This is a genomic window from Oligosphaera ethanolica (assembly GCF_030814695.1).
GTDB classification, from domain to species: Bacteria; Verrucomicrobiota; Lentisphaeria; order Oligosphaerales; family Oligosphaeraceae; genus Oligosphaera; species Oligosphaera ethanolica.
Genome location: NZ_JAUSVL010000001.1, coordinates 275,386 through 302,265, shown reverse-complemented (window position 1 = coordinate 302,265; position 26,880 = coordinate 275,386). Strand labels below are relative to the sequence as shown.

General features: G+C 60.2%; 19 protein-coding genes. 13 read left to right on the top strand and 6 right to left on the bottom strand.

Annotated features, from left to right (window positions below; all coding sequences use genetic code 11):
• Positions 1-53 precede the first annotated feature (53 nt).
• The 8 genes from J3R75_RS01090 (at position 54) to J3R75_RS01055 (ending at position 12,338) form a co-directional block, all read left to right on the top strand.
• Complete coding sequence (locus J3R75_RS01090; RefSeq protein WP_307259331.1) at positions 54-2,906, top strand: hypothetical protein; 2,853 nt, start codon at positions 54-56, stop codon at positions 2,904-2,906.
• A gap of 773 nt (positions 2,907-3,679) precedes the next feature.
• The gene (locus J3R75_RS01085) at positions 3,680-4,888 is read left to right on the top strand and encodes a Gfo/Idh/MocA family protein (RefSeq protein WP_307259329.1); all 1,209 of its coding nucleotides are present in this window, start codon (positions 3,680-3,682) and stop codon (positions 4,886-4,888) included.
• 61 nt (positions 4,889-4,949) lie between these two features.
• Positions 4,950-6,929, top strand: coding sequence for a sialate O-acetylesterase (locus J3R75_RS01080; RefSeq protein WP_307259326.1), 1,980 nt, complete (start codon positions 4,950-4,952; stop codon positions 6,927-6,929).
• A gap of 138 nt (positions 6,930-7,067) precedes the next feature.
• Positions 7,068-8,261: a hypothetical protein gene (locus tag J3R75_RS01075; protein WP_307259324.1), complete on the top strand. Its 1,194-nt coding sequence runs from the start codon at positions 7,068-7,070 to the stop codon at positions 8,259-8,261.
• 39 nt (positions 8,262-8,300) lie between these two features.
• Positions 8,301-8,495 carry a hypothetical protein gene (locus J3R75_RS01070; protein ID WP_307259322.1) on the top strand — a complete coding sequence of 65 codons (195 nt, stop codon included), beginning with the start codon at positions 8,301-8,303 and terminating at the stop codon, positions 8,493-8,495.
• 659 nt (positions 8,496-9,154) lie between these two features.
• Positions 9,155-9,814 carry a prepilin-type N-terminal cleavage/methylation domain-containing protein gene (locus J3R75_RS01065; protein ID WP_307259320.1) on the top strand — a complete coding sequence of 220 codons (660 nt, stop codon included), beginning with the start codon at positions 9,155-9,157 and terminating at the stop codon, positions 9,812-9,814.
• 82 nt (positions 9,815-9,896) lie between these two features.
• Positions 9,897-10,892 (top strand): NADH:flavin oxidoreductase, encoded by a 996-nt coding sequence (locus J3R75_RS01060; protein WP_307259317.1) that lies wholly within the window; start codon positions 9,897-9,899, stop codon positions 10,890-10,892.
• A gap of 138 nt (positions 10,893-11,030) precedes the next feature.
• On the top strand, positions 11,031-12,338 hold the full coding sequence (locus J3R75_RS01055) for a hypothetical protein (RefSeq protein WP_307259315.1): 1,308 nt from the start codon (positions 11,031-11,033) through the stop codon (positions 12,336-12,338).
• A 135-nt stretch (positions 12,339-12,473) separates the two neighbouring features.
• On the opposite strand, the gene J3R75_RS01050 is transcribed toward J3R75_RS01055, so the two are convergent.
• Positions 12,474-13,133 carry a DUF1559 family PulG-like putative transporter gene (locus J3R75_RS01050; RefSeq protein ID WP_307259313.1) on the bottom strand — a complete coding sequence of 220 codons (660 nt, stop codon included), beginning with the start codon at positions 13,131-13,133 and terminating at the stop codon, positions 12,474-12,476.
• A 641-nt stretch (positions 13,134-13,774) separates the two neighbouring features.
• Here J3R75_RS01050 and J3R75_RS01045 point away from each other — a divergent pair.
• The 3 genes from J3R75_RS01045 to J3R75_RS01035 all read left to right on the top strand — a co-directional run bounded on the left by J3R75_RS01045 (position 13,775) and on the right by J3R75_RS01035 (position 20,858).
• Positions 13,775-16,027: a pyruvate formate lyase family protein gene (locus J3R75_RS01045; RefSeq protein WP_307259311.1), complete on the top strand. Its 2,253-nt coding sequence runs from the start codon at positions 13,775-13,777 to the stop codon at positions 16,025-16,027.
• A gap of 171 nt (positions 16,028-16,198) precedes the next feature.
• The gene (locus tag J3R75_RS01040; protein WP_307259309.1) at positions 16,199-17,026 is read left to right on the top strand and encodes a DUF1559 family PulG-like putative transporter; all 828 of its coding nucleotides are present in this window, start codon (positions 16,199-16,201) and stop codon (positions 17,024-17,026) included.
• 223 nt (positions 17,027-17,249) lie between these two features.
• Positions 17,250-20,858 (top strand): sugar-binding protein, encoded by a 3,609-nt coding sequence (locus J3R75_RS01035; RefSeq protein ID WP_307259307.1) that lies wholly within the window; start codon positions 17,250-17,252, stop codon positions 20,856-20,858.
• A 67-nt stretch (positions 20,859-20,925) separates the two neighbouring features.
• Here the strand turns inward: J3R75_RS01035 and J3R75_RS01030 are convergent, their stop codons facing one another.
• Both J3R75_RS01030 and J3R75_RS01025 read right to left on the bottom strand, forming a co-directional pair.
• Positions 20,926-21,099: a hypothetical protein gene (locus J3R75_RS01030; protein WP_307259305.1), complete on the bottom strand. Its 174-nt coding sequence runs from the start codon at positions 21,097-21,099 to the stop codon at positions 20,926-20,928.
• A 116-nt stretch (positions 21,100-21,215) separates the two neighbouring features.
• On the bottom strand, positions 21,216-21,371 hold the full coding sequence (locus J3R75_RS01025; protein ID WP_307259304.1) for a hypothetical protein: 156 nt from the start codon (positions 21,369-21,371) through the stop codon (positions 21,216-21,218).
• Between the two features lie 210 nt (positions 21,372-21,581).
• Here J3R75_RS01025 and J3R75_RS01020 point away from each other — a divergent pair, with 210 nt between their 5' ends.
• Positions 21,582-21,974 (top strand): YbaN family protein, encoded by a 393-nt coding sequence (locus J3R75_RS01020; RefSeq protein ID WP_307259302.1) that lies wholly within the window; start codon positions 21,582-21,584, stop codon positions 21,972-21,974.
• Positions 21,975-21,989: 15 nt separating this feature from the next.
• Here J3R75_RS01020 and folB read toward each other — a convergent pair whose 3' ends face one another.
• From folB to J3R75_RS01005, 3 genes are read right to left on the bottom strand one after another with little or no spacing between them, the layout of a single operon-like run.
• Positions 21,990-22,367 carry a dihydroneopterin aldolase gene (gene folB / locus J3R75_RS01015; protein ID WP_307259300.1) on the bottom strand — a complete coding sequence of 126 codons (378 nt, stop codon included), beginning with the start codon at positions 22,365-22,367 and terminating at the stop codon, positions 21,990-21,992.
• Between the two features lie 2 nt (positions 22,368-22,369).
• Positions 22,370-23,386: a lysophospholipid acyltransferase family protein gene (locus J3R75_RS01010; protein ID WP_307259298.1), complete on the bottom strand. Its 1,017-nt coding sequence runs from the start codon at positions 23,384-23,386 to the stop codon at positions 22,370-22,372.
• A 48-nt stretch (positions 23,387-23,434) separates the two neighbouring features.
• Positions 23,435-24,862 (bottom strand): UTP--glucose-1-phosphate uridylyltransferase, encoded by a 1,428-nt coding sequence (locus J3R75_RS01005; RefSeq protein WP_307259296.1) that lies wholly within the window; start codon positions 24,860-24,862, stop codon positions 23,435-23,437.
• Positions 24,863-25,640: 778 nt separating this feature from the next.
• On the opposite strand from J3R75_RS01005, the gene J3R75_RS01000 reads away from it, so the two are divergent.
• Entirely contained in the window at positions 25,641-26,744 is a 1,104-nt protein-coding gene (locus J3R75_RS01000) for a polyprenyl synthetase family protein (RefSeq protein ID WP_307259294.1), read from the top strand.
• Positions 26,745-26,880: the final 136 nt, after the last annotated feature.

Genomic DNA, 26,880 nt, shown 5'->3' with positions numbered 1-26,880 from the left:
AAACACGCGTAACCTGAGAGCGGCGGAGATGCCAACTAGGGAAAGGCTGGACTATGACCATTCGTTTGGAAAACCAATACTGCCAGTGGCTGATTGCTGAAAACGGCCGCAATCTGCGTTTTGCGGACAAGGTGACGGGGCGCGATTGGTTGCAGGCCCAGCCGGCATCGTCCTGCGCCTACGTGCGCAAGGGCGGCTGGCGCGGCGATGCCAGCGCGGCGACCTTCGACGGCTGCCGCCTGCAGCTGACCTTCGCCGCCGGCGCGGCTTCGGCGCGGGTGGCGGTGACGTTGCATGACGCGTTTATGGTCTTCACTGTTGAGGACGTCACTGGCGACGTCGACGAATTGGCCTTTGTGAATATCCCGACGACGTTGCGGGTGGTGGCGGATGAGCCATTTTCCGCGTCGATGATCGCCCTGGGCCTGCAGGCGAATGTGGAGCTATTGCCTGGCCCGCAGGATCATTTGTGGACGGCGGCCTATCGGCGTTTTGGCTTCGCGGGCGCGCAGAGCGGCCTGGTGACGGCGCCGTTTGCCGCTATGCGCACGCACATGCAGGACATGGTCAGCCATGCGCCGGGCGTGCCCCACTCGCCCTTTTGCGGACCGTGGGCGCTCGACGCCGAGGAACCGCGGCGCAGCAACGTGTTCGGCAGCCCATCGGAAGCCAATGTGGACGCGTGGATTGCGTTCTGCCAGGAGCTGGGCATACGCGCCATTGAGTTCGACGGGGCCATCAACTACGGCAATTACCAGCCGCGGCCGGCGGTATATCCGCGCGGCTACGCCAGCGTGAAGGCAGTGACGGACCGCTTGCACGCGGCGGGCATTTTGGCCGGTTTGCATACCATGTCCTTTTCCATTGCCAAGGACTGCGCTTGGGTCACGCCGGTGCCCGATCCGCGCCTGGCGAAAGAATGCAGCTACACTTTGGCAGTGGATTGCCCGGCCGACGCCACGGACATCGTTCTGCAGGAGGGCTGCGCAGAGCTCCCGGAACGCATCAACTACTATATTCGCCGTAGCATGACGCTGCAGATTGACGACGAGCTTATTCAATACGGCGTGCTGGACAAGGCGGCCGGGGCCGTGCGGGAATGCCGTCGCGGCCTCCATGGCACCACCCCGGCGCTGCATCGCGCGGGCGCCAAGGTGCATCACCTCAAGGAGTGCTGGGGCTGCTATGCGCCTGACGGCGATTCGACGCTTTTTGACGAGGTCGCCGGGCGCATCGCCGACTGCATCGACCAATGCGGTTTTGACTTCTGCTACCTGGACGGGCTGGATGGCGCCCATATCATCGGCGGCGAAGACGCGCGCTGGCATTATGGCGCCAAATTCACCTTCTCGGTTTTTCGGCAGCTGCGCAAGCCGATCATGATGGAAATGGCGACGTTCCATCATCACCTGTGGTACGTGCGTACGCGCATGCAGGCATGGGATCACTGCAAACGCGGCCACAAGCGCTTCCTGGGGCTGCATGTGCGCTCCAACGAGCAGGCGCGGCGTTTGCTGTTGCCCATGCACTTGGGCTGGTCGGGGCTTTTTCCCTGGTGCAATTCCGAGCAGGACCCCACCTACTGGGACGACGTCGAGTACATGTGGAGCAAGGCCCTGGCCACCGACGCCAATTTTACCCTGCAGTGCGTCTCGCCGGCGTCGTTGCAGCAGGGCGCCTGGCTGAAGACGCTCGCGCCGACTATTCGCACCTATGAGGAACTGCGGCAACAGCGCTATTTCCCGGAAGCCGTACTGTCGCGGCTGCGGGTTCTCGAAGACGAGTTTCAGCTGCAACGGCAGGCCGATGGCGAGTGGGCGTTCCGGCCCCTGCAGAGCGCCCGGCATAAGATTGAGGATTGCGACGGCCGCAGCAATCGCTGGTGCTACCGCAATCGTTTTGGCGCACAACCGGTGGCCTTGCGCATTACCGCGTTACCGGCGGTGGCGCCATACGATTCGGAGGACGGCGTCACCTTGGTGGATTTCAGCAGCGCTGGCCAGTTCCGCGACCCGGGCGAAACCATCACGATTCTAAATAGCGGCAAGCTCTATGTGTATCCTTCCGCCGCGCCCGGTCTGAGCAGCGCGGTGACGCCGGCCATGGCGAAGGATGGCCCCGTTCGCGCCTGCGCCTGCTGGTCGGCCCGCAACGTGGGCAGCCGGGACCTCGTCTGCAGCTCGGCGCCGGACGATCACTATTCCCTGTTCGATCACTGCGAACGCGAGTACCGCCTGCGGCGGGCAGCGTGGACGAGCCTCTGGTACGGCTTCGGCGAGCCGAAGGACCTCAGCGCACAGCGGGCCCTGGGCCTGTGGGTGAAGGGCGACGGCAAGGGCGAGCTGCTCAACATCATCCTCAACTCGCGTTCTTACGGCGAGACCTACGTCCAGCATTACATCAGCATCGACTTTACCGGCTGGCGCTACGTGGAGCTGGTCGAGCCCGAAACGGAATGCTTCGATGACCATTCCTGGCCAATCCTGCGCGGGCAGTACGGTGTCTATCGCACAACGACGAATTTTCCCAACTGCCGGGGTATCTTCCTCTGGGGCAATGACATCCCTGACGGCGAGGGTGTTTCCTGCCTGCTTAGCCCCATCAGGGCCTTGCCCTTGCGGGACCAGCCGCTGTCGCGACCGCAAGTCGTCATCAATGGCCGGCGGGTGATCTTCCCAGTGGACATGCTTCCAGGGCAGTACCTCGAATATCGCGCGGCCGCGCCCTGCCGGCTTTTCGCCGGCAATGGCGATGATCTTGGCGAGGTCGTGCCGGAAGAAACCGACGGCCATCCCGAGTTGGCAGCGGCCGACAACACGCTGGAGTTCGCCGCGCGGCCGGGCCCATGCCGCACCCGCGCCGACGTGACGCTGTTCTCCTGGGGCGATGAGCTGCTGCGGCGATAGGGGGGGGGGGGCGACCGGCGTGTCCGCCCTTTTTTTCTCACGCGAAGGCGCGAAGGCGCGAAGAAGACAAATACAAAGACGACTGGCGGCCTGTCTTGCCGCTGCGCGGCAATTCACGCCGCCGGTATGAAGGCGCGAAGACGCGCGGGCGTTCGGTGCCGCGCGGCTTGCCGCGCGGTTTTTTTGCCTCACGCGAAGGCGCGAAGGCGCGAAGAAGACAAATACAATGACGAATGGCGGCCTGTCTTGCCGCTGCGCGGCAATTCACGCCGCCGGTATGAAGGCGCGAAGACGCGCGGGCGTTCGGTGCCGCGCGGTTTTTTTGCCCTCACGCGAAGACGCGAAGACGCGAAGAAGTCAAATACAAAGACGAAGACGACTGGCGGCCTGTCTTGCCGCTGCGCGGCAATTCACGCCGCCGGTATGAAGGTGCGAAGGCGAGGCGAACCGGCGTGTCCGCCCTTTTTTTCTCACGCGAAGACGCGAAGACGCGAAGAAGTCAAATACAAAGACGAAGACGACTGGCGGCCTGTCTTGCCGCTGCGCGGCAATTCACGCCGCCGGTATGAAGGTGCGAAGGCGAGGCGAACCGGCGTGTCCGCCCGAAACAATTGCATATTCTGGTGGGAGTTTTTTGTGTCTTGGGGCTGACTCTGTGGCGTCGGCCGTGTATATTCAGCCCCTGTTTTGCCCCGGGCGGTGCCTGGTAGCAGCGGCTGTTCTTGCGGCTGGCTCTAGCTTTCGTAGTGATTTCAGGAAAGGACGGCGTGACGATGGACAAGAGTTTGACGGTTGCAGTTATTGGTTGCGGGGATTTCAGCCCGCACTTTGTGCCGTTGTTCAAGGCGCATCCGCTGGTGAACAAAGTCTATGTCTGTGATTTATTGCGTGAGCGCGCAGATGCCGTCGCGGCGAAGCACGGCGTGGAGGTCATTGAATCTTTTGCGGAGGTACTGAAACGCCGTGATATCAACGCCGTGGCGATCTTTACGCAACGGCATTTGCATGGGCCGCAGGTTCTGGAAGCCTTGGCGGCCGGCAAGCACGTGTATTCGGCGGTGCCGATGGCCAGCGAGGTCGAGCAGTGCCAGCAGATTGTGGAGTTGGTCAAGAAGACTGGCCAGACCTACATGATGGGCGAGACCTGTTATTACTATCCCTGCGCCATGTATTGTCGCGAGGCCTATAACGCCGGCATCTTTGGTAAATTCGTCTTTGGTGAAGCGCAATACCACCACGACATCGAGCATTTTCCCAAGCATTTCCGTGAGGATCTCCCTAACGCCGGCCTGCCGCCGTTTTACTACCCGACGCATTCCACGGCGATGATCCTATCGGCGGTGGACTCGTACGCGCTGAAGGTCGTCGCTTTTGGCTATGAGGACCAGGAAGATGACCAAATTTACAAAAAGGGCGTCAACCAGTGGGACAATGTCTTCTCCAACTCCTATTCCATGATGAAGTTGGCCAACGGCGGCACGGCTCGCATCAACGAATGTCGGCGGATTGGTTACAAGGCACCGAGTTCCTACGTGTCGGCATTCTACGGCACCGAAGGTGCTTATCAGTTCAATAATGCGCAGCATCTGGTGACGGTAAAGACGCCCCAGGGCGTGGCCCTCAGCGACGTCAGCGCGCGGGTCAATCCGGCGGCGATGACGGAAAATCTTGGCGACCCCGAGTTCAAGCAGAAAGTCGCCAATCACCAATGGCAGTGGAACAATTTTGCGCCTATTCAACAGGCCGATGTGGATCGCCTGCCGGCGAGCTTCAAAGTGCCGGGTTTCCCCAATGGCCACATGGCTTCGCATCAGCTGCTGATCGACGATTTCTGCAAAGCCGCCGCTTATGGCATGCTGCCGCCGGTCAATGCCTGGCAAGCCGCGCGCTGGACCATTCCGGGCCTGGTCGCTCACGAGTCCGTTTTGCGCGACGGCGAAGCGCTGGCGGTGCCGGATTGCGGCGACGCGCCAAAGGCCTGAGAACTCTCTTGCGTTGTGTCGTGAAAAAGAAGTGAAAAGCCCGTAACCCAAGGATTGCATCATGAAGAAGTTGTCTGCCCTATTTGTCATCGTGGCTCTGCTGGTCAGCAGCGGCCTGCGCGCCGATGTGAAGTTGGGAGAGATTTTTACCGACCACGCAGTGTTGCAGCGCGGTGCAGCCACGGCGGTATTTGGCACAGCCGATGCGGGCGAAGCCGTGACGGTGCGCGTGGGCGCGGCTGCTGCTGACGCCGTTGCCGATGCTGACGGCCGTTGGCTGGCGCGGATCAACCTCAACGACGTCGGTCCTGGCCCACACAGCCTAACGGTCAAGGGCAAGAACGAGATTGTCCTACAGGACATTCTGGTTGGGCAGGTGTGGCTGTGCAGCGGCCAGTCGAACATGCAGTTCGGGCTGGTGTCGGCATTGGGCGGCCGTGATGAAATAAAGAACGTGACCAATGACCACCTACGCACGTTCAACGTCAGTTGCGTCGGCGCCCCCCAGCCGGCTACGGTGCTCAAGGGCAGTGGCTGGCAGCAGACTATTCCGGCCAACGGCTCACGCACGGCTGTGGGCTATTATTTCGCACGGGAACTGCAGCGCGAACTGAATGAGCCGGTGGGTTACATCAACTCGTCCTGGGGCGGCTCAAGCATCGAGTCGTGGCTGGAGCCAGCTACTGCCACCAGGCTGTCGGCCGATGCGCGTGCCGATTGGGAGAAGATCCTCGACAATCTGGCGCAGTACCCCACGCGGCTGGAGCAGTTCCAGCAGGACGTCGCCGCCTGGGAGAAGCAGTATGACCGGGCGGATCGCGAGTCAACGGGCATGCCGGCGGATGACGCCTGGAAGGCCGTCAATTTGAACAAGCTGCCGGGTAATGGCGCCGGCTGGCTGCGGGCGGTTCTGGACCTGAGCGAGAAGGACGTCGCCGGCAGCGGTTCTCTGAACATGCGTTACAGCGGTGTTCCCGGCAAGTTGTACTGCAATGGCCAGCTGGTTAGGGAACACAGCCTGGCGACGATTGCGACCAACGTCAGCACTTGGGCGGGAATTGACAAGAAGTACCTCCAGCCCGGCAAGAATGTGATTGCCTATCGGTATTTCCGGCCGGCGGGTGACTTCCGGCTGCTTCTGGAGTTGCGCACGGCGGGTGGCACAGTCAAGCCTACGTGGGAGCACTGCATGGAATACACGTTTGCGGCCAACGCCGAGGCGGAGAAAAGCTATCCGAAGATCTCGACGCGGCCTGAGCCGAACAAGACGCCGACCTTTCTGTACAACGGCATGATTGCGCCGATGAAGCCCTATTCGCTGGCTGGCGTAATTTGGTATCAAGGCGAGACCAACGCCGGCAAGGCCCGCTGGTACCTTGAACATACCGAGCAGCTGGTCTCGCAGTGGCGCGACCATTTCAAGCACGCCGAGCTGCCGTTCTACTGGTGCCAGCTGGCCAACTACATGGCAAAAGTCGACAAGCCGTCCGCGTCCTGCGCTTGGGCGGACTTGCGCGGTGCCCAGACGGCCGCGCAACGCATACCCCACACGGGGCAGGCCGTGCTGATCGACGTCGGTGAATCCGGTGATATTCATCCGCTGGACAAGGAAACGCCCGGCAAGCGCCTGGTGGCGATGGCGCTCAATGACGTCTATGGCAAGGCGCGGCCGAGCCGGGGACCGCAGGCCTCTGGCGCAGTGCTCGTCGACGGGAAGATTGCCGTGAGCTTTGAGAACCTCGAAGGGGGGCTGGTGGCTAAGGAACTGCCGGCACAGTATCCCGTGGCCCTGGTCGACAAGCGTTTTGCAGAACTCAAGCGCAATGCACCTGGTGGGACCCTGGAGGGCTTTGCCGTGCAGGGCGGTGATGACCAGTGGCAGTGGGCTGACGCCGTGATCGCGGGCGACAAGGTCATCGTCGACGCCAGCAAGGTCGATGCGCCCAAGGCGCTGGCCTACGGCTGGGAGAACAATCCGACCTGCAACTTGTACAACCAGGAGGGCTTCCCGGCCGTGCCTTTCAAGGTGACGCTGCCCTAAGCGGCGACGCATGAGCCGCAAAGAGCCGCTGACGGCATCTGCCGCCGCCGGCTTTTTTGTATATGCGGCCATTATTCCGCTGGCGTGGGCGTTATCAGTCCAGTTCGAGTTATGGTGCAAACAGGAAAGGGCCTTGTCATGCATACGTTCAGGAATACGCTGTTGTTGCTGGGTGGAGTCGCGGCTGCCGGGGTCGCTGCTGCTGAGATGAAGACACCGGAGACCTCGTCGCTGTTTCGGCGTCATGTCGAGCCGTCGTCGGGAGTGGTGTCGTACATTCTTGATACCCGCATAGCCGAAAATCAGCAGAGTCTCTATTTCACGCAGCAGTCGATGAGCGATGACGGGCGTTTTGTGGTCTTCGATATTTCCGGCGGCGAGCGTGGCAACCGCAAGAGCTTCGCGCTGCTTGATTTCCTGACGGACACGCTGACACCGCTTGAGATTCGCGGCAGCATACCGTTTTTGGACACGGTGACGGCCGATCTCTACTGGTTTCAGTCCGATGGTCTCTACCGCATGGCTCTGCGCGCGGAAACGCGTAAAAGCGAGAAGCTCTGCGACGTGCCGGCGGCGTTGCGCGAGGCCGGCAGCAAGGTCCATCGGCTGGTGACGCACACGACCCTCACGAGTGACCGCAAAAAGGCCTTTTTGGACGCGCGCGTCGATGATCGGTTTATCCAGGGCATGCTGACGATTGCGACCGGCGAATTCGAAAAATGGGGCGAGGCGGATTTCCATATCAATCACGGCCAGGTCAATCCCACGAACGACCGCATGGCGCTCTGTGCGTATGAAGTGAGCTGGACGGACAAGGACGGCGTGCTGCACCGCATCGAAAATATCGACGGCGTCTATCCGCGCCTGCAATTGCTTGAGCCGGGCCAGCGGCGCATGATCCCGCCGCTGTTCAACTACGCGACCCATGAGTACTGGGCGCCGGACGGTAAGGGCTTCTACTACTGCGGCCAGGGCGTGATCTATCATGATTTGGCCACGGACAAGGCCGAGCGGCTCGCGGCCGTGAAAGCCGCGCACGCCACCATGACCGGCGACAAGCGCTTCTTCACCTACGATTACAGTGTGGGGCCCTGGTATCGCGGCTGCGCCTGGCAAGTCGGCTTCTACAATCGCGAGAGCGGCAAGGAAGTCTTTATCTACCAGTCGTTGCCGGCCTTCAACACCAAGGAGAATCCCAGCACGCTGCATCCCGATCCCCACCCCCAGTTTGTCTGTGGCGAGAAGTACATCATCTGTACCATCAACCACGGCGACGGGCGCATGGACCTGTCCATCACGCCAGTGGCACAGCTGGCCGAGATGACGCGCTGAACAAGGGGTAGGGGGGGCGAAGACTCATGTAATCGGTCAGTGTACACCCCGGCGCTTCGCTGGGACAATTTGCAGGAAACCCACGGCCAACCGCCGCCCAACCATCCGACCTTGATTTCCGCCGACCTTTGCGGCAGCGTGTTTCATAGGAGTGTACACCCCGGCGCTTCGCTGGGACAATTTGCAGGAAACCCACGGCCAGTCGCCGCCCAGCGATTACACATGGGTGGCTAACCAGGCAGCGGATTTCATAGGAGCAATGCTCTTCACATAGCATGCGGCAATCGCCGGCGATGAGTTGTTTGGTAACCATGCACAAGATCATTCGCCGAGGTTTTGAGCACCGAAGGTGCGCTCTAAGATAGCCCAGGGCAAGCGCCCGCAGGGGGCGTCGCCCTGGGTAAGGTGCCCCAACCCAAAAGAGCCCTGAAGGGGCGGCCTAAAAGACCTGCGACGAAGGGTCACAGCGCAAAATTGCCGCAGCAATCAATGAGTTCCATTGCCTCTTCGGCCCCAGTCAGCTTCGCCGACTGGGGCCGAAGAGGCCGAGGAACACGAACAAATATGGCGCGTTACCCAGGGCGTCGCTCCGCCTTCGGCGTCGCTTGCCCTGGGCTGGTATGTATCGCGCTTTCAGCGCGCAAATACCAACGGGATGACGGTTTGCAGCAGGGCGATCACCAAGGCGCAGGGACAACCAAAATCAATGGCTGACCGCTTACAAGGTTTCTGTGCTGAAATAGTACGAGGTAGTTGAGGAAACAGCTTGGCTTTGTTATAATACCCGACGAATGCAAAGAAAGCCCGGCACTGGCAGTGATGACGACGGCAGGTGCCCCTGTGAAGCCGCCTTGCAAAACGCATGGATGTGGTCCGAAAAAGGAGGAAAGCCAATGAAAGCCCGCAAGTGTTTTACGCTGATCGAACTTCTCGTCGTGATTGCCATCATTGCCATCCTGGCGGCCATGCTGCTGCCGGCCCTGAGCAAGGCGCGGGAGAAAGCGCGCAGTATTAGCTGCACCAGCAATCTCAAGCAGATCATGCTGGCGGCTGATATGTACCTTGGTGACAATGCCGACACCTTTATGACCCAGGGATCAATCAACAGCATTTCACAGGGCTACAATCCCCAGAAGTACTACGAGAACGACCTCTACGAGCTGGAGCAATACGGCAATTACCAGGTCCATTTCGCCTCGTATGTCGGCGACAAAAAGACCTGGCTTTGCCCGACTTCGACGAACTACACCACGCCTTGGCAGCGTTTCGCGTACGACTATCCCATGACTACCGCCTTGCACGCCAAGGTGCGTTTTGCGGTTCCCGGTTCCGGGAGTTTTCCCACGTCCATCTCGGACTGTGCGCTGACGGGTGACGGTTACTATGAATGGATTCAGTCAGATCAAGCTGGCCGTGTGCATGCCCGGCACAACCGCGGTTTGAATGCGGGCTATCTGGATGGCCATGTTGGTTGGGTACAGGGCGCTGCAGTGCAGGCAAAACCGACCTTGTTTGGTATCAGCGCGTGGTCGGCCCAGACCATCCGTTATTGATGTGTGTGGTGGCCCGTTGCCGGCTGTACGAGTCACTTGTGGGGCCGGTACGGTTGCACGTTGCTTGCGAGGAAAAGACGACATGATCAATTTTACGGGGATTGCCACCTGCTGGCACGACCACGATGCCTTCAAGCCCGTACAGCTGGGGCGCTTGCGCTTGCCCGGGCGCATCGTTCGATCAGCGACCGAGATGTTCAAGGCCCATGCCGACGGACATTTGGATGATGCCGAACTGGCATGGATGAACGACCTGGCCACGCAGCCCCTGGGTATGATCATCAGCGGGCACACGGCGGTCGCTGCGGCCGGCCGGTCGCATCTGGGCCAAAATGCATTTTGGAGCGACGAGTTCATCCCTGATCAGCAGCGGCTCTGCCGGGCGATGCAGGCGGGCGGCGCCAAGGCCATCCTGCAAATCGGTCATGGCGGCATGAAGGCCAAGGGCTGCAACGGCGGTCGGCCAGTCTACACGCCCGACAACATGACTGTCGCTGACATTCAGCAGACCGTGCGGGATTTCGCCGCCGCCGCGCAGCGCGCGCAGCGCTGTGGCTTTGACGGCGTGCAGATCCACGCTGCGCACCTGTACCTGCTGTCAGAGTTTTTCTACCCGCAGTACAATCACCGGCAGGATGCCTACGGCGGCGATGGCGAGCGCCGCTTCCGGATTATTCGTGAGGTGCTCGAAGCCGTTCGGGCCGCCTGCGGCGACGACTTTCCGCTGCTAATCAAGATCAACGGTGACAACATGGCTGAGGGCGAAGACCGCGAAGCCTATTTCAATGACATGTGCCAGGTTTTGCGCACCTGCGAGAGCTGTGGCGTTGACGCCTTGGAACTCAGCGGCTATCATCCCAATCCCCCAGAGCCGGCCGGCGGCGCCGAGCCCTATTTTCTCGCTAACGCGATTCGCCTGCGGGCGTGTAGCGGCAGTTCTTTGCCGATGATTTTGGTCGGCGGCATTCGTCGTCGCGAGCATATTGAGCGGGCCTTTGCGGCGGGCATGGCGGCGGTGTCGCTCTGCCGGCCTTTTATGGCCCGGCCGGACTGCATCGCGGCGATTTTCGCGCCATAGCGCCGGGCGCGCGCTGGGTTGCGGGGGAAGGGCATCGGTAGAACGCAGCTTACGGACGGCATTCTTTTCGGCGCCGTGCGCGCCGCGATCGCATAGCCGAGTGAACGTGTTGTCGCCGAGGACCGAGGAGGCCCCGTCATGGACCAGCCCTATCTGCTGAAACAGTGTCGTGAGTTGCTGATTGACGATTTTCACACCGAGACGCGTATCGGCGACCTGCGTTTTCGACTGCATTCGCCACAGGCGCTGCCCGAGGAACCCACGCAGCCGCGAGGCCATTACCAGACGGTGATCTTCGCGGATGGTCTCTACCGGCTGTACTATCGCGGGCAGCTGCCGGTGCCGGAAGCCACACCGCAGGACGGCAATCCCGGCGAATACACCGCTTATGCGGAAAGCGCTGACGGACGCACCTGGCGCAGCCCGGAGCTGGGGCTCTTCCCTGGCAGGCCCGCGAATGCCGTCTGGGCGGGCAGCATGGCTACCCATAACTTTGCGCCATTCCTGGACGAGAGGCCGGGCTGCCCGCCGGAGGAGCGCTTCAAGGCGCTGGGCGGCGTGCAGCACGGCGGCGGGCTCTACGCCTTTACCTCGCCGGATGGTATACACTGGCGCTCCTGTGCGGAAACGCCGGCGATGCTGCCGCCAAAGGACAAGCCCTGGTCTTTCGATTCGCAGAACGTGGCTTTCTGGTCCGCGGCCGAGCAGTGCTATGTGCTCTATTACCGGGTGTTTCAGCCCGTGCAAGGCAAAAATCTCCGGGCGATCTGCAAGACGACGAGCGACGACTTCCGCCATTGGCAGCCCGGCGAATTCATGGCGCTCAACCGCGACGGCGAGCATCTCTATGTCAGCCAGATGGCGCCGTACTGTCGCGCGCCGCAGCTCTATATCGGCACGCCAACGCGCTTTTTTGAGGATCGTGGCTGCGCGACGGACATCAGCCTGTGTTTTTCCCGCGCTGGCGGCCCCTTGTTCCGGCCTTTCCCCGGTGCGTGGATTACTCCCGGGCCGGACCCGGCGCGCTGGGGCAACCGCTCAAACTACCTGGCGCGGAACATCGTCCCGACCGGCCCGACTGAACTGTCGCTGTATCATGCGCAAAGCGGCCGTCGCTACGTCATGCGGCCCGATGGCTTTGTGTCGTTACAAGGCGGGCTAGTCGGCGGCGAATGGACATCACGGGCGCTGACCTACGGCGGCGGCACGCTGTCCTTCAATGTCGCCACCAGCGCCGGCGGTGGCATGGCCGTGGAGTTGCTCGATAGCGATGGCCGGGCACTGCCCGGCGCGACCTTCGCCGAACACGATCTGTTCTACGGCGATACGCTTCGCTATGTCCCGACCTGGCGCGGCCGCGAGGAATTGCCCCTCCGCCCCGGCGATGTCTTCCGAATGCGCTGCCGCCTACAGGAGGCCGATCTCTTCAGCTTCGCCGTCGAGTGAACGCCGCGCGGAGGAGCGGCGGAGCGCGTCGGCCGGGCATCACGCGGGGAAAATAAAAGGACGGATGGAGTTTTGGGCTCTATCCGTCCTTATGCTATTCAGCCTGTGGCGTGCTTGCGCGCGGCGCTTTTGTGCTCAGTTGTGCACGACGCGGTAGAAGCGGTCGTAAGGGGACTGGTGGTAGTACCAGGCGTTGGTTTTGAGACTGGAAGCATGGCCATCGACCCAGCCGACATTGCAGAGGCCGTTGTGCGCGGCGCGCGGGCGGCCGGACCAGTTGGGATCGCCGGACTCGGCCATGTCAGACGAGTCGTTGCCGATGGAGCCAGTCATGATGGTTTCGGAACGGACGATCTGCTCATCCCAGTGCCCCGAGGCCGAGCTGCCGTTGGTCTTGCGGGCGTCGCCAAACAAGAAGGTCTCGCTAGGGCGGTTGAAAGACGACTGGATGACGCCGCCATAGATGGTTGAATAACCGAAGGTGCGGGTGCCCTGGGGGACTGCATAGGACGGGCAGGTCAGCATCTTCCTGTCGGGGATGTACTCTTTCATGGTCCAGGTGAAGATATTGGCGTTGCTGCCGTTGATCAGCTGGTTGCGAGGCGGAAAGACGCCATTGTGGTCGTCAATGTACATCGCAAAACACAGGCCGAGCTGCTTGCAGTTGCTGATACAGGAGGTCTGCCGGGCCTTTTCCCGAGCCTTGCTCAACGCCGGCAAGAGCATCGCCGCTAATATCGCAATTATGGCAATGACGACCAACAGCTCAATCAGGGTAAAACGCAGCTTGTTCATCCTTCGACTCCATGGTTGTTGACGTACAATGGGCAAAACATTGTTTCTGAAAACGAAAGATTGCCCCGCCATATTGGCCAAGGTTGCCCAAGAATGACAATAAATAAGAATCGGACAAGCCAGGCATGCATCGGTTTTCCTTGTGGCATTTGTTGGGTGTCGCCCTCGGGGTGTGCTTGGACTATTCTGAGGTCATCCGAAAAGCCCCTCTCGGCTTCGCAGATAATTCGTGCGTGAAGTTTTTGGATGACCTCTGGTTACGCACAGTAGTGCCTATACGAGGCACTGATTCAGGGTAGGGGTATCCCTCAGGCTGAAGCCTGGGGTTAAGCATAATTGAGCGCCTACGGCGCAATGATTCCGTAGGCGTTTTTCCAGCTCATTTTTACGTCACCAGAAAAACTTGTCTCGGGTGCGCGCACAATTCGCGGGTGATGTTATTCGGATGACCTCCACTCTGGGGGCCAAATTCGTGAATGGGCTTGGTCTGCCGTGGAAATTGGGGAGAGGATTACTGTAGTCATAAATATGTATGTTTTTCCGTGGCGTCGTGCATGTTTATTGCTGTTGTTGCGAGGTATAATGTATGCCGTCAGGGAAATTGGCTTGCTATAGGCTTGGTGTTCGCAGAGGAGTTCGGCATGAGCGTAAGTGAACTGCAACAGGAGTACGACGAGTATTATTCCGCGCGTTACTGGCGCAAGTGGCCGAAGGGCTATCGCAGTCCCCTGTGGGACGTCATGGACGCCGAGGCTGCCGCGCACCCGGAGTGGTCGGTGCTTGAACTCAAGGCCATGCAGTATGAGGTCATTGCGGCCAATTTCACGCCGGTGCTGTTCCGGAATTCGCCGTTCTTTTTTGAGATGGGTCTGCGACCCTCTGAGCATCGCGGCACGCCTGATTACGGCCTGCCGGGGTCGTGGCTGACCCATCGCAATGGCTATGTGGTCGGCGAAAGTGCGCCCGAGGAAGTGCGGCAGTACCGGCAGTGCTCGGCCCACGCTATTCATCTGTCGTATAATTTCTGGGATTCGCATCATCATTCTACCAATTCGACCAACATCATCCAGCATGGCCTGGTCAGCTTCTACCGCCAGGCGGAAGAGGAACTCGCGGCCAGTACGGATGAGGACGAGCGCGTCTTTTTGCGCTGCGCTATGCGCGGCATGCTGGCCATGAAGACGATCGCCGAGCAGTTCGCCGTCGCTGCCGAAAAGCGGCTGGCGCAGGCGACCGACGAGCGCGAACGCAAGTTTATGGCGATGATTGCCCAGGCCGCGCGGCGGGTGCCATGGCAGCCCGCAGAGCATTTCTACGACGGGCTGGCGGTTTTTCCCTTCCTGTATGAAGTCGTCGGCGCCTTGGAAGGCAATGGCCTGTCGGCCTATGGTCGGCCGGATTACGTGCTCGGGCCCCTGTACGAACGGGACCTGGCCGCCGGGCTGATTACTCCCGAAGACGCCTACGACCTGATTGGTCGTATGCTCTGTTTTACGGATTGCCGCGCCGACAAATATGCCGACTGGTCGCAGGCCTACAACACCGGCGAGAATGGCACTGCCATGAGTCTCGGTGGCTATGACGAGGAGGGGCGGACGGTCGGCAACGACGTCACCATGATGATCCTGCGCGCACACCGCGAACTCAATCTGATTTTCCCGAAGATACAGATGCGGGTGACCAAGGACACATCGCAGGCCGTGCAGAGCGAATTGAACCGGAACTGGCTGGTCGGACGCAATGTCATCGCCCTGCAGAATGACGAGGCGGTGATACCGGCACAGGTGCGCGCGGGCAAGAGCTTTGCGGACGCGTCCCATTATACCATCGGCGCCTGCTGGGAAACGATCGTCGAGGGCTACGAGCATTCCGCCGGGGCGAATTGCTATTTCAACCTGCTGCGGATCCTGGACCTGTCGATCCATGACGAGCCGGAAACCGTCGCCGCCACCGGCATCATCTGCGACAAACTGGACGGCTGCCACAGCTTCGAGGAACTCTACGGCATCTATTACGGCAATGTCATCCGCGAAATTCGCCGCATGTGCAACGCGATCGGCAAATTCGGGGCGTACTGGCCGCAGGTGAATCCGTCGCCGGGTTATTCGGCGGCGCTGTTTGATTGCATTAAGAACCGCCGCGATTACACGGCCGGCGGCGGCCGCTACAATCCGCATGCGCTGCCGCTGGGCGGTTTTGCCAACACCATCGACTCGCTGTTGGCCATCAAAAAACTCTGCTTTGAGCGGGACGTGTGCAGCTGGTCGGAAATGCTGGCGGCGTTGCGCGCCGACTGGGAGGGCCACGAGGATCTCCGCCAGGCCGCCGCCGACTGCGGGGCTTTTTTCGGCGACAACGGCGAGGAAAGCCTGGCGCTCGCCCGGCGGCTGTTCAGCGATATCTACCGCGACACCCGCGATCTCAAGAATGAACGCGGCGGGCCCTTTCAGCTGGGCTTTTACATGGCCTGGGAATACATCAAATGGGGCGAGAAGACCAACGCCACGCCGGACGGCCGCCGCAAGGGCGATGTCATCGCCAATGGCATCACGCCGACACGCACGCACCAGCGCATGGCGCTGACCGACGTGCTGAATAGCGTCGGCGCCATTGATCCGACCATGGCCGCGGCCAACGCCAGCCTGGACGTGTCGTTGCCCCTGGGCAAACTGGACGACAAGATTCTCAGTGCGTTGGTCCGGGCTTTCGTGGCCACCGGCAATATGCAGATGCAGCTCAACTGCGTCTCCAAGGACGTGCTCGCCGATGCACAATGCCATCCCGAAAAACACCGCGATCTCTTCGTTCGCGTCTTCGGGTTCTCCGCCCGCTTCGTCCTGCTGCCGGAAAAATGGCAGAACGAGATCATCAACCGCTATTCCTACGAGCTGTGAAGCCGGGCGCGGCTGAGCTGCGGTAATGATGTGGTTTCGCGAAACTCCTAAGGTTCTATGCGTATGGAAAAAACAAAGCCTCCGCGTGACCTTTTTATACCCGAATACAAGGATGTTTTTCAGTGTATATGATGGATAGCGACCGAACGTCAAGTAAAAAGGAGGAGTGAGATGTCAGCAGGGCTACAAAACAAGTCGGTTTTTTCGTGGCAGCTTCCGGGTTCTTCTTCGAGAAATGGCAAGTTTACATTGATTGAGTTGTTGGTGGTGATAGCGATTATCGCCATATTGGCGGCGATGCTGTTGCCGGCGCTCAGCAAGGCCCGCAGCAAGGCGCGGTCCATCACCTGCGTGAACAACCTCAAGCAGATCGGCACTGCCGGACTCATGTACGTCAGTGATTACGACGACTTTCTGCTACCGCCGGTGGACAACAATAAGGTCTACGGAAAACATATCTATACCGGCCTCTACCACTGGGACTATGTCTTTGCCACCCACTACATGGGCATTGTCAGGTCAACCAGCGCCAAGCATCAAAATACGCCTTTCCGCTGCCCGGAAGACGCCAACCGCGCGGATGTCAATGCTGTTCAGCAGCGCAGCTACGCGGTGCCATACTGCCTCGGTCTGCCGGACACAGCAGGCGAAAACCGTTACGCCAAAATCAGCGACTACCTCAATCCCAGCCGTTGTATGTTCGTCACCGAGATCGACTCCGTTGCTGCCAATGTCCGCTTCTATCCAACCATGCCGGCTAATGATATGATCCGCTTCAAAAAAGCGGCCATTGGCAGTTCGGGGTCGGATTGCGAAACCTTCTTTTGGAACGTGCGCGGCATCGGCTATCTCAATCACGCCGACGAAATGCTCAATATCCTCTGCATGGACGGCCATGTTGACCGCCGCAAAGAGTGGAAAGGCAAGCGCACGTACTTTTATTTAGGCAATTGCTGCAGCGTTGAGTACAATAGCGGCCTTGTTGATATCGGCGACTGAGCCCGGACCGGCAACTTGACATCCGTGTCGTGTCGTGCCGCGCCGACGGCAAGTGAGGCCAACAGGCTGCTGCACTGCGGTCGTTGTGCAGCAGTCATCTCCCCCAAGAGTGGTTTTGATTGGGCCAGGCAGTTTTTCTCTTCTGCGCCCCAGGCACTGCATTGTGTCAGATATGCCATGCTGCCGTCAATGCAATTAATCGACATAATCAACAAGCGAAACAATGTATAAACTGGTTAAAAAAAGTGCCTGGGTCTTAGCTACTGCGATATCGGTGGTTTATGCAATGGCGGCACCCGGGATCGACTTCTCGGCGGTGGAGGATTTCCGGGTGACGCAGGTCGATTCCAGCATCACCTTGTTTGCTGGGAAACGACTGCTTGCCATTTTGTCTTCCAAAGAAGACGTGGATTTGCGTCTGGTAAAGATTGACCTGGCCGACGGCGAGCTTAAACTTGATACCCGAGCCTATTATGAGCAGTACCCGAAGGCCAACATTATCATGCGCCTGTACTGCGTTCCGCAAGAGGCAATTCAGACTGGCAAGAATGCCGTGCTCAGCGTGGAGATGCGTTCGGTCAAAGCGGGCGTGGAGGGCAACTTTTCTCTCACGGGTGCGTTCAGTCTTGAAGCGGCGGTCACGAGTCGTTCCTACTGGGCGCAGCCTGCGCCAGTTCTCCTGTTGGACCATTACCAGACGTTTACCTACCAGAGATTTATTCCCACTGGCATCAATGCGCTGTCAGCGCTGTTCTACCTGAACAAGTCCGGTGTATTTTACCTTCGTTCCGCCTCGGTCAGCTATCCTGCGGAAAAACGTAGTGCCGCCATCGACCCCGATCGCAATCTGATGATTAACGGTGGCGCCGAACGCGGCTTTTATATGGCTGTGCCGACTGACAAGGATGCCATCGCTCCCAAAGGATATAACGGCGTTCATTTCAGCAAGTTCGGCGAGTGGCATAACGGCTCCGAGTACACGATCGACAGCGAAGAGGTGCATTCCGGCAACTATTCTTTCAAGATCCGCAGCTATGAAAGCAGCTATTTTGACCGTCTGACACTGGCTCCAGTACCGACCATTACCGGCAAGCCGCTCGCATTTTCCGCATGGATGAAGGCGGACCGCCCAGTCGATGTGCTGCTGTGGTTCGTTAACAGCAGTGGCAACCGTTATGCGACGACGGTCACAGTGTCGGAAACATGGCAGAAGTACACTCTTCAGGTCAAACGCTTCGGCGAACAGCAGGACGGGACTAGCGGGACTCCCGGCAATACGGCAGGCTACAATCTGGTTTTTCCGGCCATTCTGGTCTGGGGCGAAGGCACGGTCTACGTGGATGACCTGCGCTGCCAGTACAATCTGGTGACTGCCGACGTCGGGGAGACGGCACCGGTTCGCATCATGGGCGATCTTGATCGCGATACGACCTATTATTTTGCCGATGAACCGATCGGGGCCACTATGCACATTGAGGCCGATCAGCCCACAGAAGCAATGCTTGGCTGGAAACTTTACGACTTCTTCGGCGACGTCATTGCTCAGGCAGCGCCCGAAAAGGTGACACTGCCTCTCGATCGCAAGATCACGGCCACGGTTCCGGCGGATAAACGCGGCGCCATGAGGCTTGTTGTCACGGTGACCCCGAAGGGCGCGGAGGCGATTGATCATGGCTTTTACTGCGGCGTCATCGACCGGGCGACCACGCTTGACAAGCGCTTTGGCCAAAATATGAACTCGTACTTGAAGCCCGAGCCGCTGATCCGGATCATGCAGGATTTTGGTATCGGCGCGATCCGACTATGGCGCGATGCGTCCTTCGCGCTCCCGAAAGCAGACTGTGCCGCGACATTCCATGACGCGGGCTTCTTCGTGTTTTACAGTTTTTCCCGAGCCAATTATCCTCATCAATTTTTTCTGCCGAAGTATCCGACCAATTATCTGAGCCAGATGGAAAACTGGATCAACACCGTGACTCGGGGCAAGGTTGATGCCTACGACCTTCTGAACGAGCCGAATGCCTGGGGTGGCGCGAATCCCGATCCGGCAACGCTGCTCTCGCCGACGATCGAAAACGTGGTCGAACTGGAAGCCCAGATGGCGGCGGTGATTCATCGCAGCGACCCCGGCGTGCCGATTGCCGCCCCTTCGGTCTGCCACACCCGCCTTGACTATATGAATCGGTTCTTGGAACTTGGCGGAGACAAGTTTACGGACATTCTGACGGAGCATCCCTACCGTGCTCAAGCGGAATTGCCCGATTATTACGCTGACATTCAGTCCATCAAGGCGTTTTCCGCGAAATTCAGTAAAGACTTCCGGATGTTATCCACGGAGCGTGGCATTCGTCGTCCCCTGTTTACTCGCGATGGCGAGATTACAGATCAGGAACAGACCATCGGTCAGCTTCGTCTGCTGCTGACCGCGCTGGCGGGCGGCATGGAGCAGTTCTATACCTTCAATAGTTATGGCGTCAATCCCGGACTCGATTTTACTGACACGATGATCTCCGCGACATCGCATTGCAATACGGTGCTTCCGAGTACGACGACTTATGCGATGCGTGCCGCTATGGTCGCCTTGCAGGATGCGGCCCCCTGTCTCCAAGTTCCGTTTAGCTTTGAACTGCGCTGCCATATTTTCAAGCGTAGCGACGGGACATCTGCCGCCATGATCTGGAAATGGCACGGCGACCAGGCAAAGATCCGTTTTGCGGAAATGATGAACGGCTATGATATGATGGGATCAAGGATCAGTGGTCAAGAGTTTATGCTTACACCTGCTCCGCTCTACTTTGTGTCACAGGAGTCTCCCGAAGCATTTGCGGAGACCTTCCGCATGGCTGAACTCGCCGTAACCGGCGATGTCGCTTCGGCGAAACTGATCGGCTCCGGGAAACAGAGTTTCCTCGTCAGGGTCAGCAATCTTGGCGCCAAATCGCTCTCCGGCAGTGTTGAGATCACCCGGGGCGGCGTCCCAGGGGAGAATAGCAAACGTTTTTCCGAACTTGCGCCACTGCATGACACCGCGCTGAATTTTCAGGCAGCGCAGCCCCTCTCGCTGGCAAAGCAGATCATCGCGGGGAAGATCATACCTGACCAAGGCAAACCGGTCGTGTTTTCTCTAGAGCTTTCCGGTTTGGTTTGTCCGAAGACGCCGCAGGCGATCACGATTGACGGCGATCTTGCCGACTGGCCAGCCGCTGCCGCCACCTTCGAGCTTGACAGCGCCAATGCTGCCAGCAAACGCGGAACGTGGGTCATGACGCCAGCCGAAAAAAGTATTCGTGCCGAGGGCCGCATCACCTGGGATGCCGACCATCTTTACATGGCGGTGACCGTCCTCAACAAGGATTTTCAGACTTCGGCGACGATAACTGCCGTCAACGACATCTGGCAGAACGACTCGGTACAGGTTGCGTTTGACCCCCTCGCCAATGCCGTCAGGTCGGGCGTTGGTTACGATAACGACGACTTTGAATACTCGTTTTCCATGTTTCGCGGCACGCCCGTTGTTTGGCGCGAGTATGCCTCCGACGCCATCTACGACAGTCTGATGAAGCGACTCGGGCTGATCGACGAGGTTCCATTTGCAATGAAATGCGAGCAGGGCAGAACGACCTATGAAATGGCCTTCCCGACCTTCACGGTCAGCCCGTTTACACTGCAGGCCGGCTCGACTATGCGTTTCAATGTGCTCATCAATGTCTCCGACGGCAAGGCCCGCCGTGGTTTTCTGGAGCTGGCTCCCGGGATTGGCGGGGCGAAGTCGCCCTTTGAATTCATCAGCATCGCACTTACAGAAAATCACGCGCACTCCCAGCGGCCTTGATCCTGGCGCGCCGCCGTCCCGGCGGCCTGTGGTCGATGACAACAAAAGGCTGCGGGAGCAACGGGCATCAATGGCTCCTATGAAACACGCTGCCGCAAAGGTCGGCGGAAATCAAGGTCGAATAGCTGGGCGGCGGCGGGCCGTGGGTTTCCTGCAAATTGTCCCAGCGAAGCGCCGGGGTGTACACTCCTATGAAACACGCTGCCGCAAAGGTCAGCCATTGATATTGGATGCACGGCATGCCCTCTCCGACGCGGTGAGACGGGACGCGCCTAACCAATGTGGCGCCCTCCAGGCGCAATTCCAAGTTATTGTCACACCCCTGGTTGCGGCGCCCTTCGGGCGCCTCACCAGGGGTTATGCATGGTACGGCCCTCCGGGCCGAACTTGGCCGATCAGTCTCCTATGAAACACGCTGACGCAAAGGCCGGCGGAAATCAAGGTCGAATGGCTGGACGGCGACTGGCCGTGGGTTTCCTGCAAATTGTCCCAGCGAAGCGCCGGGGTGTACACTGACCGATTCCTTACGAAGGGCTGTGAGACCACGGAGTGCGCGTGACTTGCCTGACAGCCGGCGCTATCTTGAAGGCACGCCGGCCGGTGCGCGCTGGCGGCGAAGGACGAGATGGACGAGATGGACGAGATGGGCAGCACTGCGGAATGGTAGTGCTTTCCAGTCACCAGGTTCTGTTGCGCCAGGTAGCATAGCGGGTATTCACACGCATGATCATACGACAGTTATTTTTTGTTTTTGCCTGGGCGTTGGTGTCTTTGGGCGTGGTGGGCATTTTTCTGCCGGTATTGCCGACCACGCCTTTTCTGTTGGCCGCAGCGTATTTTTTTGCTCGCAGTTCGCCGCGTTTTTATCGCTGGCTGACCACCAGTTCATATCTACGGGCCTACATTGACAACTACCGCTCGGGTACGGGCGTGCCGTGGCGGATGATTCGCCGCAGCCTGATCTTTCTGTGGGTGAGCCTGGCCTTGTCGTCGCTGCTGTGGAGCAATGGCTGGTACTGGTTGCTGCTGGCCACGGTCGGCGTCGGCGTGTCGGCTCATCTGCTCATGCTCAGAAGGGCTGAGGAGAAGCGACCGCTAACGGAGGATAATGCCTGAGGTGCGGGGCTGCTGCTAGCGAACGCCGCCGGTGCTGGCGCTGTTTTGTGTGCGGGTGATAGTCACCACGGCGGCGGCGGCTTCGGCGGGTACGCCCGGCTTGCGCAGTTGCACGGTGACGGCCTGGGCGTCGCTTTCGCGGAGGCAGAGACTGGCGATGTCTTCGGCGAGGGCCTCCAGCAACTGCCGCTGTTTCTGCGCAGCCATGGCGCGAATCTTCTGCGACAGCGCATCGTAGTCGATGGCATCTGCGAGCTGGTCGGAGGCGGCGGCGCGGCGGGTGTCGCAGAACAGGGTCAGTGTCAGGCTGAGGGTCTGGGGGTTGACCCGTTCTTCCGGATAGCAGCCGATGATGCAGGTCAGGCGGAGGTTTTCGATGGTGATGCTGTCCATGGTCACTCCGTGGGTAGGGTGTGAGGGGCGGGCGCTTGGAAGAGTTCTTCCGGGCAGTGTTCAGGGCGGGCTTCCGCATAGTAGGGGAAGCGCCCGGCGACTTCGGCGGGCGTATTGCCGGGAATGCGTCGCCAGCGGCGGTAGAGCCAGATGTACTGTTCCGGGTGACGTTTGACGAGTGCTTCGGTGGCGTGGAGAATGTCCTGGGTGAGACTGGCGTCATCGGCATAGTCGGCGACGGCTTTGGCCAGCGGCTCGCTGTCAAAGTGTAGCAGGCCGTCGTCACCGCGGACGCAGGTGCCGATGAGAACGGGCAGGTCCAGGCGCCGAGCGAGCATGGCCGGCAGGCGGCTGGTGGGCGCGGGCAGGCCGAAGAAGCTGGCGTAAATGCCGCCCCGGGAAGGGCTGACATTCTGGTCGATCAACAGGCCGATGTTGCGGCCATTGCGCAGAGCCGCGAGCACGCCGCGGGCCGCGCCCTGGTGGGGGATGATTTCCAACCCGTTGCTCTCGCGGGCCTTGAACACCAGCTCGGTCAGTTTGCGATTGGAAAAGGTCTTGGCGACAGCGGCAGACTTGATGCCGAACAGTGGCGCGGCCTGGCCGAAAAGCTCCCAGTTGCCCAAATGCGGCAGGCAGAGGATGAAAGGCTTGCCGCTGTCATTGGCGTAGAGCTGGGGATCGGGCGCGACAACTCGCGACCGGAGGCGCTCCGGGTGACTCAGGTTGCTGATCACGTCCAGGCCCATCCAGAGGGTGTGCAGAAGATTGTCGACAGCGAGGCGCCGCCGTGCCGGCGCCGTGAGTTCCGAGAGGGCGATTGCCAGATTCGCTTCGATGAGGCGCAGACCGCCGGGGTAGAAGACTCGCGCCAGATTCGCACCAAGGGCGGCGATGCGTCGCAGGGTCCGTTCCGAGCAGCAACCGATGACCCACAGCAGCGGTGGCAGCAGGGCGTTCATCATTGCGTCGCGGATCTTGCCGCCGGTCTTGCGCTTGCGCCGCCGTCCTGCTGCCATGGCTGAAGCCGTCCTGTGTTTTGCGCCGGCCTTCACCGCCGGCCGCCGTCAGTCGATGTAGTACATCTCGCCGGGTTGGAAAGCTGGCAGGCGTGATTTGGCGCTCTGGACGTCTTTGGCGTCGACGAAGGATCGCGGTGACAGTTCAACGACGGCGGCGGGCTTGCCATCGCCGTCCGTGGGGAATGGCACGCCGGCCTGGCCGAGCCAGCTGGCGGCGCGCTTGAGCATGGCATCCCGGCAGGACTGCGGCGAGTCGTCGCCACTGGCGTTTTTCACCGGTGCGAACTGCTCGTCGCGATCGCCTTCGAGCACCAGCGGATGCTGGGCGAGGGGTAGGGCGTCGAACAAGAAGAATTCGAGCTTGATGGCGTTGGGTTCGCTGGGATTGACGATTTCGCCGGCGTCGTTGACGTAGGGGATTTTTTTGAACGCGCGGTGCGGCTGGAAGTCCAGTTCGCCGTTAGTGAGGCGCTCAACAAATTGCCTGCTGAGTACGTGGATGGCCGGGCTGCCGGCGCGGTAGAGCAGGCGGCCCTTGTCGTCCTTCTGGTAGAGCAGATCGTCGGGCATATCGCTGTATTCGACGATAATGAGGCGGTTGTTCAGCAGGCAGAAGTGGCCGAGTTTTTCCAGCGGCTCGCGTTTGATAAGGGCGCGGCTGCTCATGTCGGACTGGGTCAAGTCGTGCATGCCGATGAAGAGCGGGTCGATGACGTGGACCATGGGATTGTCCACCTGCCAGTAGGAGAGGGCGGTGACGCCGCGGGCGGCCATGTCGGCCAGGGCGCCGGAGTCGCGCAGGGCGACAAAGCTGCCGCCGTGGCCATTGGGGGAGAGAGCCAAGCTTGAGCGGGTTGCTAGCAGGGCCTTGCCCTGGAGGTCGAGGGCCGGCAGCGTGCCCTGGGCGAAGAACATGATATTGGCCGGGTCTAGGCCGAAGTAGTTGTGCTCACTGAAAAAGGCCCGGGTGGCGTCATCGTTGATCGTGCTGGTCATGATGTACCAGGGGATGATCGTCTGGTACCGGTCCTGGTTGCGGGCGATGCCTTCGGCGAAGACCTGGAAGAGGCTTTTCTGCCGGATGGGGGTGACGGGGAAGGTGCCCTTAGGCGCATCGTAGCCTAGGCGGGTGCCTTGGCCGCCGGCGACCGTGAAGGTCGCCACTTTGCCGGCGCGTAGCAGCGTTTCGCCGTGGGCGATGCTGGCTTTCTGCAGGGTGATCTCCTTGGGTGACTCCGCGCGCAGGGGCTGGTATGGCGCCGGTTGCAGCTGGTCAAAGGGAATGTCGAGCTTGCCGCCGCTGGCGGCTTTGGCGCCCCATTGGCTGATGCGGGCCCAGTTGATGTTACGCACTTGCGCTGCTAGTTCCTGTCGTTCACCGGGGTTGAGCAGGTCCCAGAAGCGCAGGATATGCTCCTGGTGGTGAGGCGCTAACAAGGCGGTTAATTCCTGCTTGGTGGCATCAACGGACATGGTCGATCTTCTCCTGTTGATTCGCTAATACAGAACACAAGAACCGGCTGCGCTCCAACAGGCAACAATTGCCCTGGCGGCTGCCTGCGGCCGGCGAGACCAGCGTTATATTGGGGACTGTCGTAAATGCAGAGCAGGCACGGCTTGAAATACTTTAGCGTGGCATCGTGCCGCCAGAGAAACCAATAACATAACCTTCATCCCGTATTTGGCTATGTGTCACGGGCGGCCGCGGGGAGGAGCACCCGTAATCGGTCAGCCATTGATACCAGGTTTTCTGGCGGCCTTTTGTTTTCAGCGCCAAAGGCGCGGCCTAAGAAAGCCCAGGGCAAGCGCCCGCGTTGCCCTGGGTAAGGGCCCCACAGAAATGAGCCGTGAAAGGGCGACCTAAAAAAACACCGCGCAAGGCGCAAGGATCAATACGGTGAAGACGTTACAATGGGTTCCTCGGCCTCTTTGGCCCCAGTCAGCTTCGCCGACTGGGGCCAAAGAGGCCGAGGAACACGAACAAAAATGGCGCTTTACCCAGGGCGACGCTCTGCCTTCGGCGTCGCTTGCCCTGGGCTATTATAGATCGCGCTTTCAGCGCTTCTGCCGCTTTGTGGCCTGGGAAGCCGGGCGCGCGAGTGGACGCTTGCTGGCCTCTTGAGACGGCGCGGGCTGAAAGCCCGCACCACGGCTGGGAAACGGGCGCGCCTAGGGCCGCCTGTTGCTCAACCGCTCAAGTATCAATCACTGACCGATTACGGAGCACCCCCAGGATAAGGAGGACACGAATATGGCGTTACCAGAGCAAGACGCATCCAGTCAACAGGCATTCAAGGCATACATGGCACAGGTCGCCGATCAGGTCGCCTCGTTTCTGTGTGATGACATGGCGGCTCGTGCCAAAAGCGTCCCGGAACACCTTCGCGATACTGCTGACAGTTACCTGCGGCAGCCCGGCAAGTGCCTCCGCCCGGCACTGTTGCAGCTTTGCTGCGCGGCGGCGGGTGGCGATGCCCAGGCAGTACTGCCGGCGGCCGCTGCGGTCGAAGTCTATCATACCTGGACGCTGGTGCATGACGACATCATCGACCACGATGCTTTCCGCCGGGGGCAGCCGACGGCACACATCTCAGGTGCCGCGCTCGGACGGCGGCGCTGGCGGCTCTCGGAAGCGGCCGCGGCCGACTACGGCGTGAGCCTGGCTATTTTGGCTGGCGATCTCCTGCAGGGCCGGGCGCTGTCGTTACTGGCGTCTGTGCCGGCGCGACCGGCGTTGGCGCTGGCTTTGGCGCGGCGCATGAGCGACTGGCTGACGCCCGAGCTGCTGGCTGGTGAGCAACTGGATGTCGAGCTCAGCCATTGTTCATGGGAGGAGATCAGCGAGGAAAGCATTATGACCATGATGCGGCAGAAGACTGGCGCGCTGCTGGCATTCTGTGCGACCACGGGCGTTGCGCTCGCCGAGGACTGTCCCCCGCAGGACAGTCCCGTGGCCCAGGCCATGGGCCGCTGCGCAGAACTTTGCGGCCTGGCGTTTCAGATTCAGGACGACCTGCTCGGGCTCAGTGGCGAGGAAGTCAGCTTCGGCAAGCCCATCGGCTCGGATATTCGCGAGGGCAAACGCACCATGGTGATGCGCCACGCCATGGCGTACTGCAGCGCTGCGGAACGGCGTCTGCTGACGGGCATTCTGGGGCATGCCACTGCATCTGCTGACGACATCGCCGCCGTGCGGGAGGTCGTTACGCGCACCGGCAGCGATGTCTACGCACGGAAATGCTCCGAGCGCTTCCTTGCCGAAGCCCTGCAGCTGCTGGAGAGTACCCTGCGCCCAACGCCGCAACGGGAACTGCTGCGCAGCTGGATCATGGCGATGGTTCGCAGAAACCGCTGATAAACCGCTGCCCTGGTGATACCCCTGGGCAGTTTTTCTTCCTTCACTTTCGTCCATCGCGCCCGTCGTGTTCATCGCGCTCATCGCGTCCATGGTTATTCACGGATCGTTTTCTTTTCCGAAAAGCAGCAAAAAA

Bases quoted from the DNA above. Each gene is read 5' to 3' on its own strand.
- folB (WP_307259300.1), bottom strand. From the start codon at position 22,367: ATGGACAGCATCACCATCGAAAACCTCCGCCTGACCTGCATCATCGGC.
- J3R75_RS01035 (WP_307259307.1), top strand. From the start codon at position 17,250: ATGTATAAACTGGTTAAAAAAAGTGCCTGGGTCTTAGCTACTGCGATA.
- J3R75_RS01040 (WP_307259309.1), top strand. From the start codon at position 16,199: ATGTCAGCAGGGCTACAAAACAAGTCGGTTTTTTCGTGGCAGCTTCCG.
- J3R75_RS01065 (WP_307259320.1), top strand. From the start codon at position 9,155: ATGAAAGCCCGCAAGTGTTTTACGCTGATCGAACTTCTCGTCGTGATT.
- J3R75_RS01090 (WP_307259331.1), top strand. From the start codon at position 54: ATGACCATTCGTTTGGAAAACCAATACTGCCAGTGGCTGATTGCTGAA.
- J3R75_RS01045 (WP_307259311.1), top strand. From the start codon at position 13,775: ATGAGCGTAAGTGAACTGCAACAGGAGTACGACGAGTATTATTCCGCG.
- J3R75_RS01000 (WP_307259294.1), top strand. From the start codon at position 25,641: ATGGCGTTACCAGAGCAAGACGCATCCAGTCAACAGGCATTCAAGGCA.
- J3R75_RS01060 (WP_307259317.1), top strand. From the start codon at position 9,897: ATGATCAATTTTACGGGGATTGCCACCTGCTGGCACGACCACGATGCC.
- J3R75_RS01050 (WP_307259313.1), bottom strand. From the start codon at position 13,133: ATGAACAAGCTGCGTTTTACCCTGATTGAGCTGTTGGTCGTCATTGCC.
- J3R75_RS01055 (WP_307259315.1), top strand. From the start codon at position 11,031: ATGGACCAGCCCTATCTGCTGAAACAGTGTCGTGAGTTGCTGATTGAC.
- J3R75_RS01085 (WP_307259329.1), top strand. From the start codon at position 3,680: ATGGACAAGAGTTTGACGGTTGCAGTTATTGGTTGCGGGGATTTCAGC.
- J3R75_RS01020 (WP_307259302.1), top strand. From the start codon at position 21,582: ATGATCATACGACAGTTATTTTTTGTTTTTGCCTGGGCGTTGGTGTCT.
- J3R75_RS01080 (WP_307259326.1), top strand. From the start codon at position 4,950: ATGAAGAAGTTGTCTGCCCTATTTGTCATCGTGGCTCTGCTGGTCAGC.
- J3R75_RS01010 (WP_307259298.1), bottom strand. From the start codon at position 23,386: ATGGCAGCAGGACGGCGGCGCAAGCGCAAGACCGGCGGCAAGATCCGC.
- J3R75_RS01075 (WP_307259324.1), top strand. From the start codon at position 7,068: ATGCATACGTTCAGGAATACGCTGTTGTTGCTGGGTGGAGTCGCGGCT.
- J3R75_RS01005 (WP_307259296.1), bottom strand. From the start codon at position 24,862: ATGTCCGTTGATGCCACCAAGCAGGAATTAACCGCCTTGTTAGCGCCT.
- J3R75_RS01030 (WP_307259305.1), bottom strand. From the start codon at position 21,099: ATGCCGTGCATCCAATATCAATGGCTGACCTTTGCGGCAGCGTGTTTC.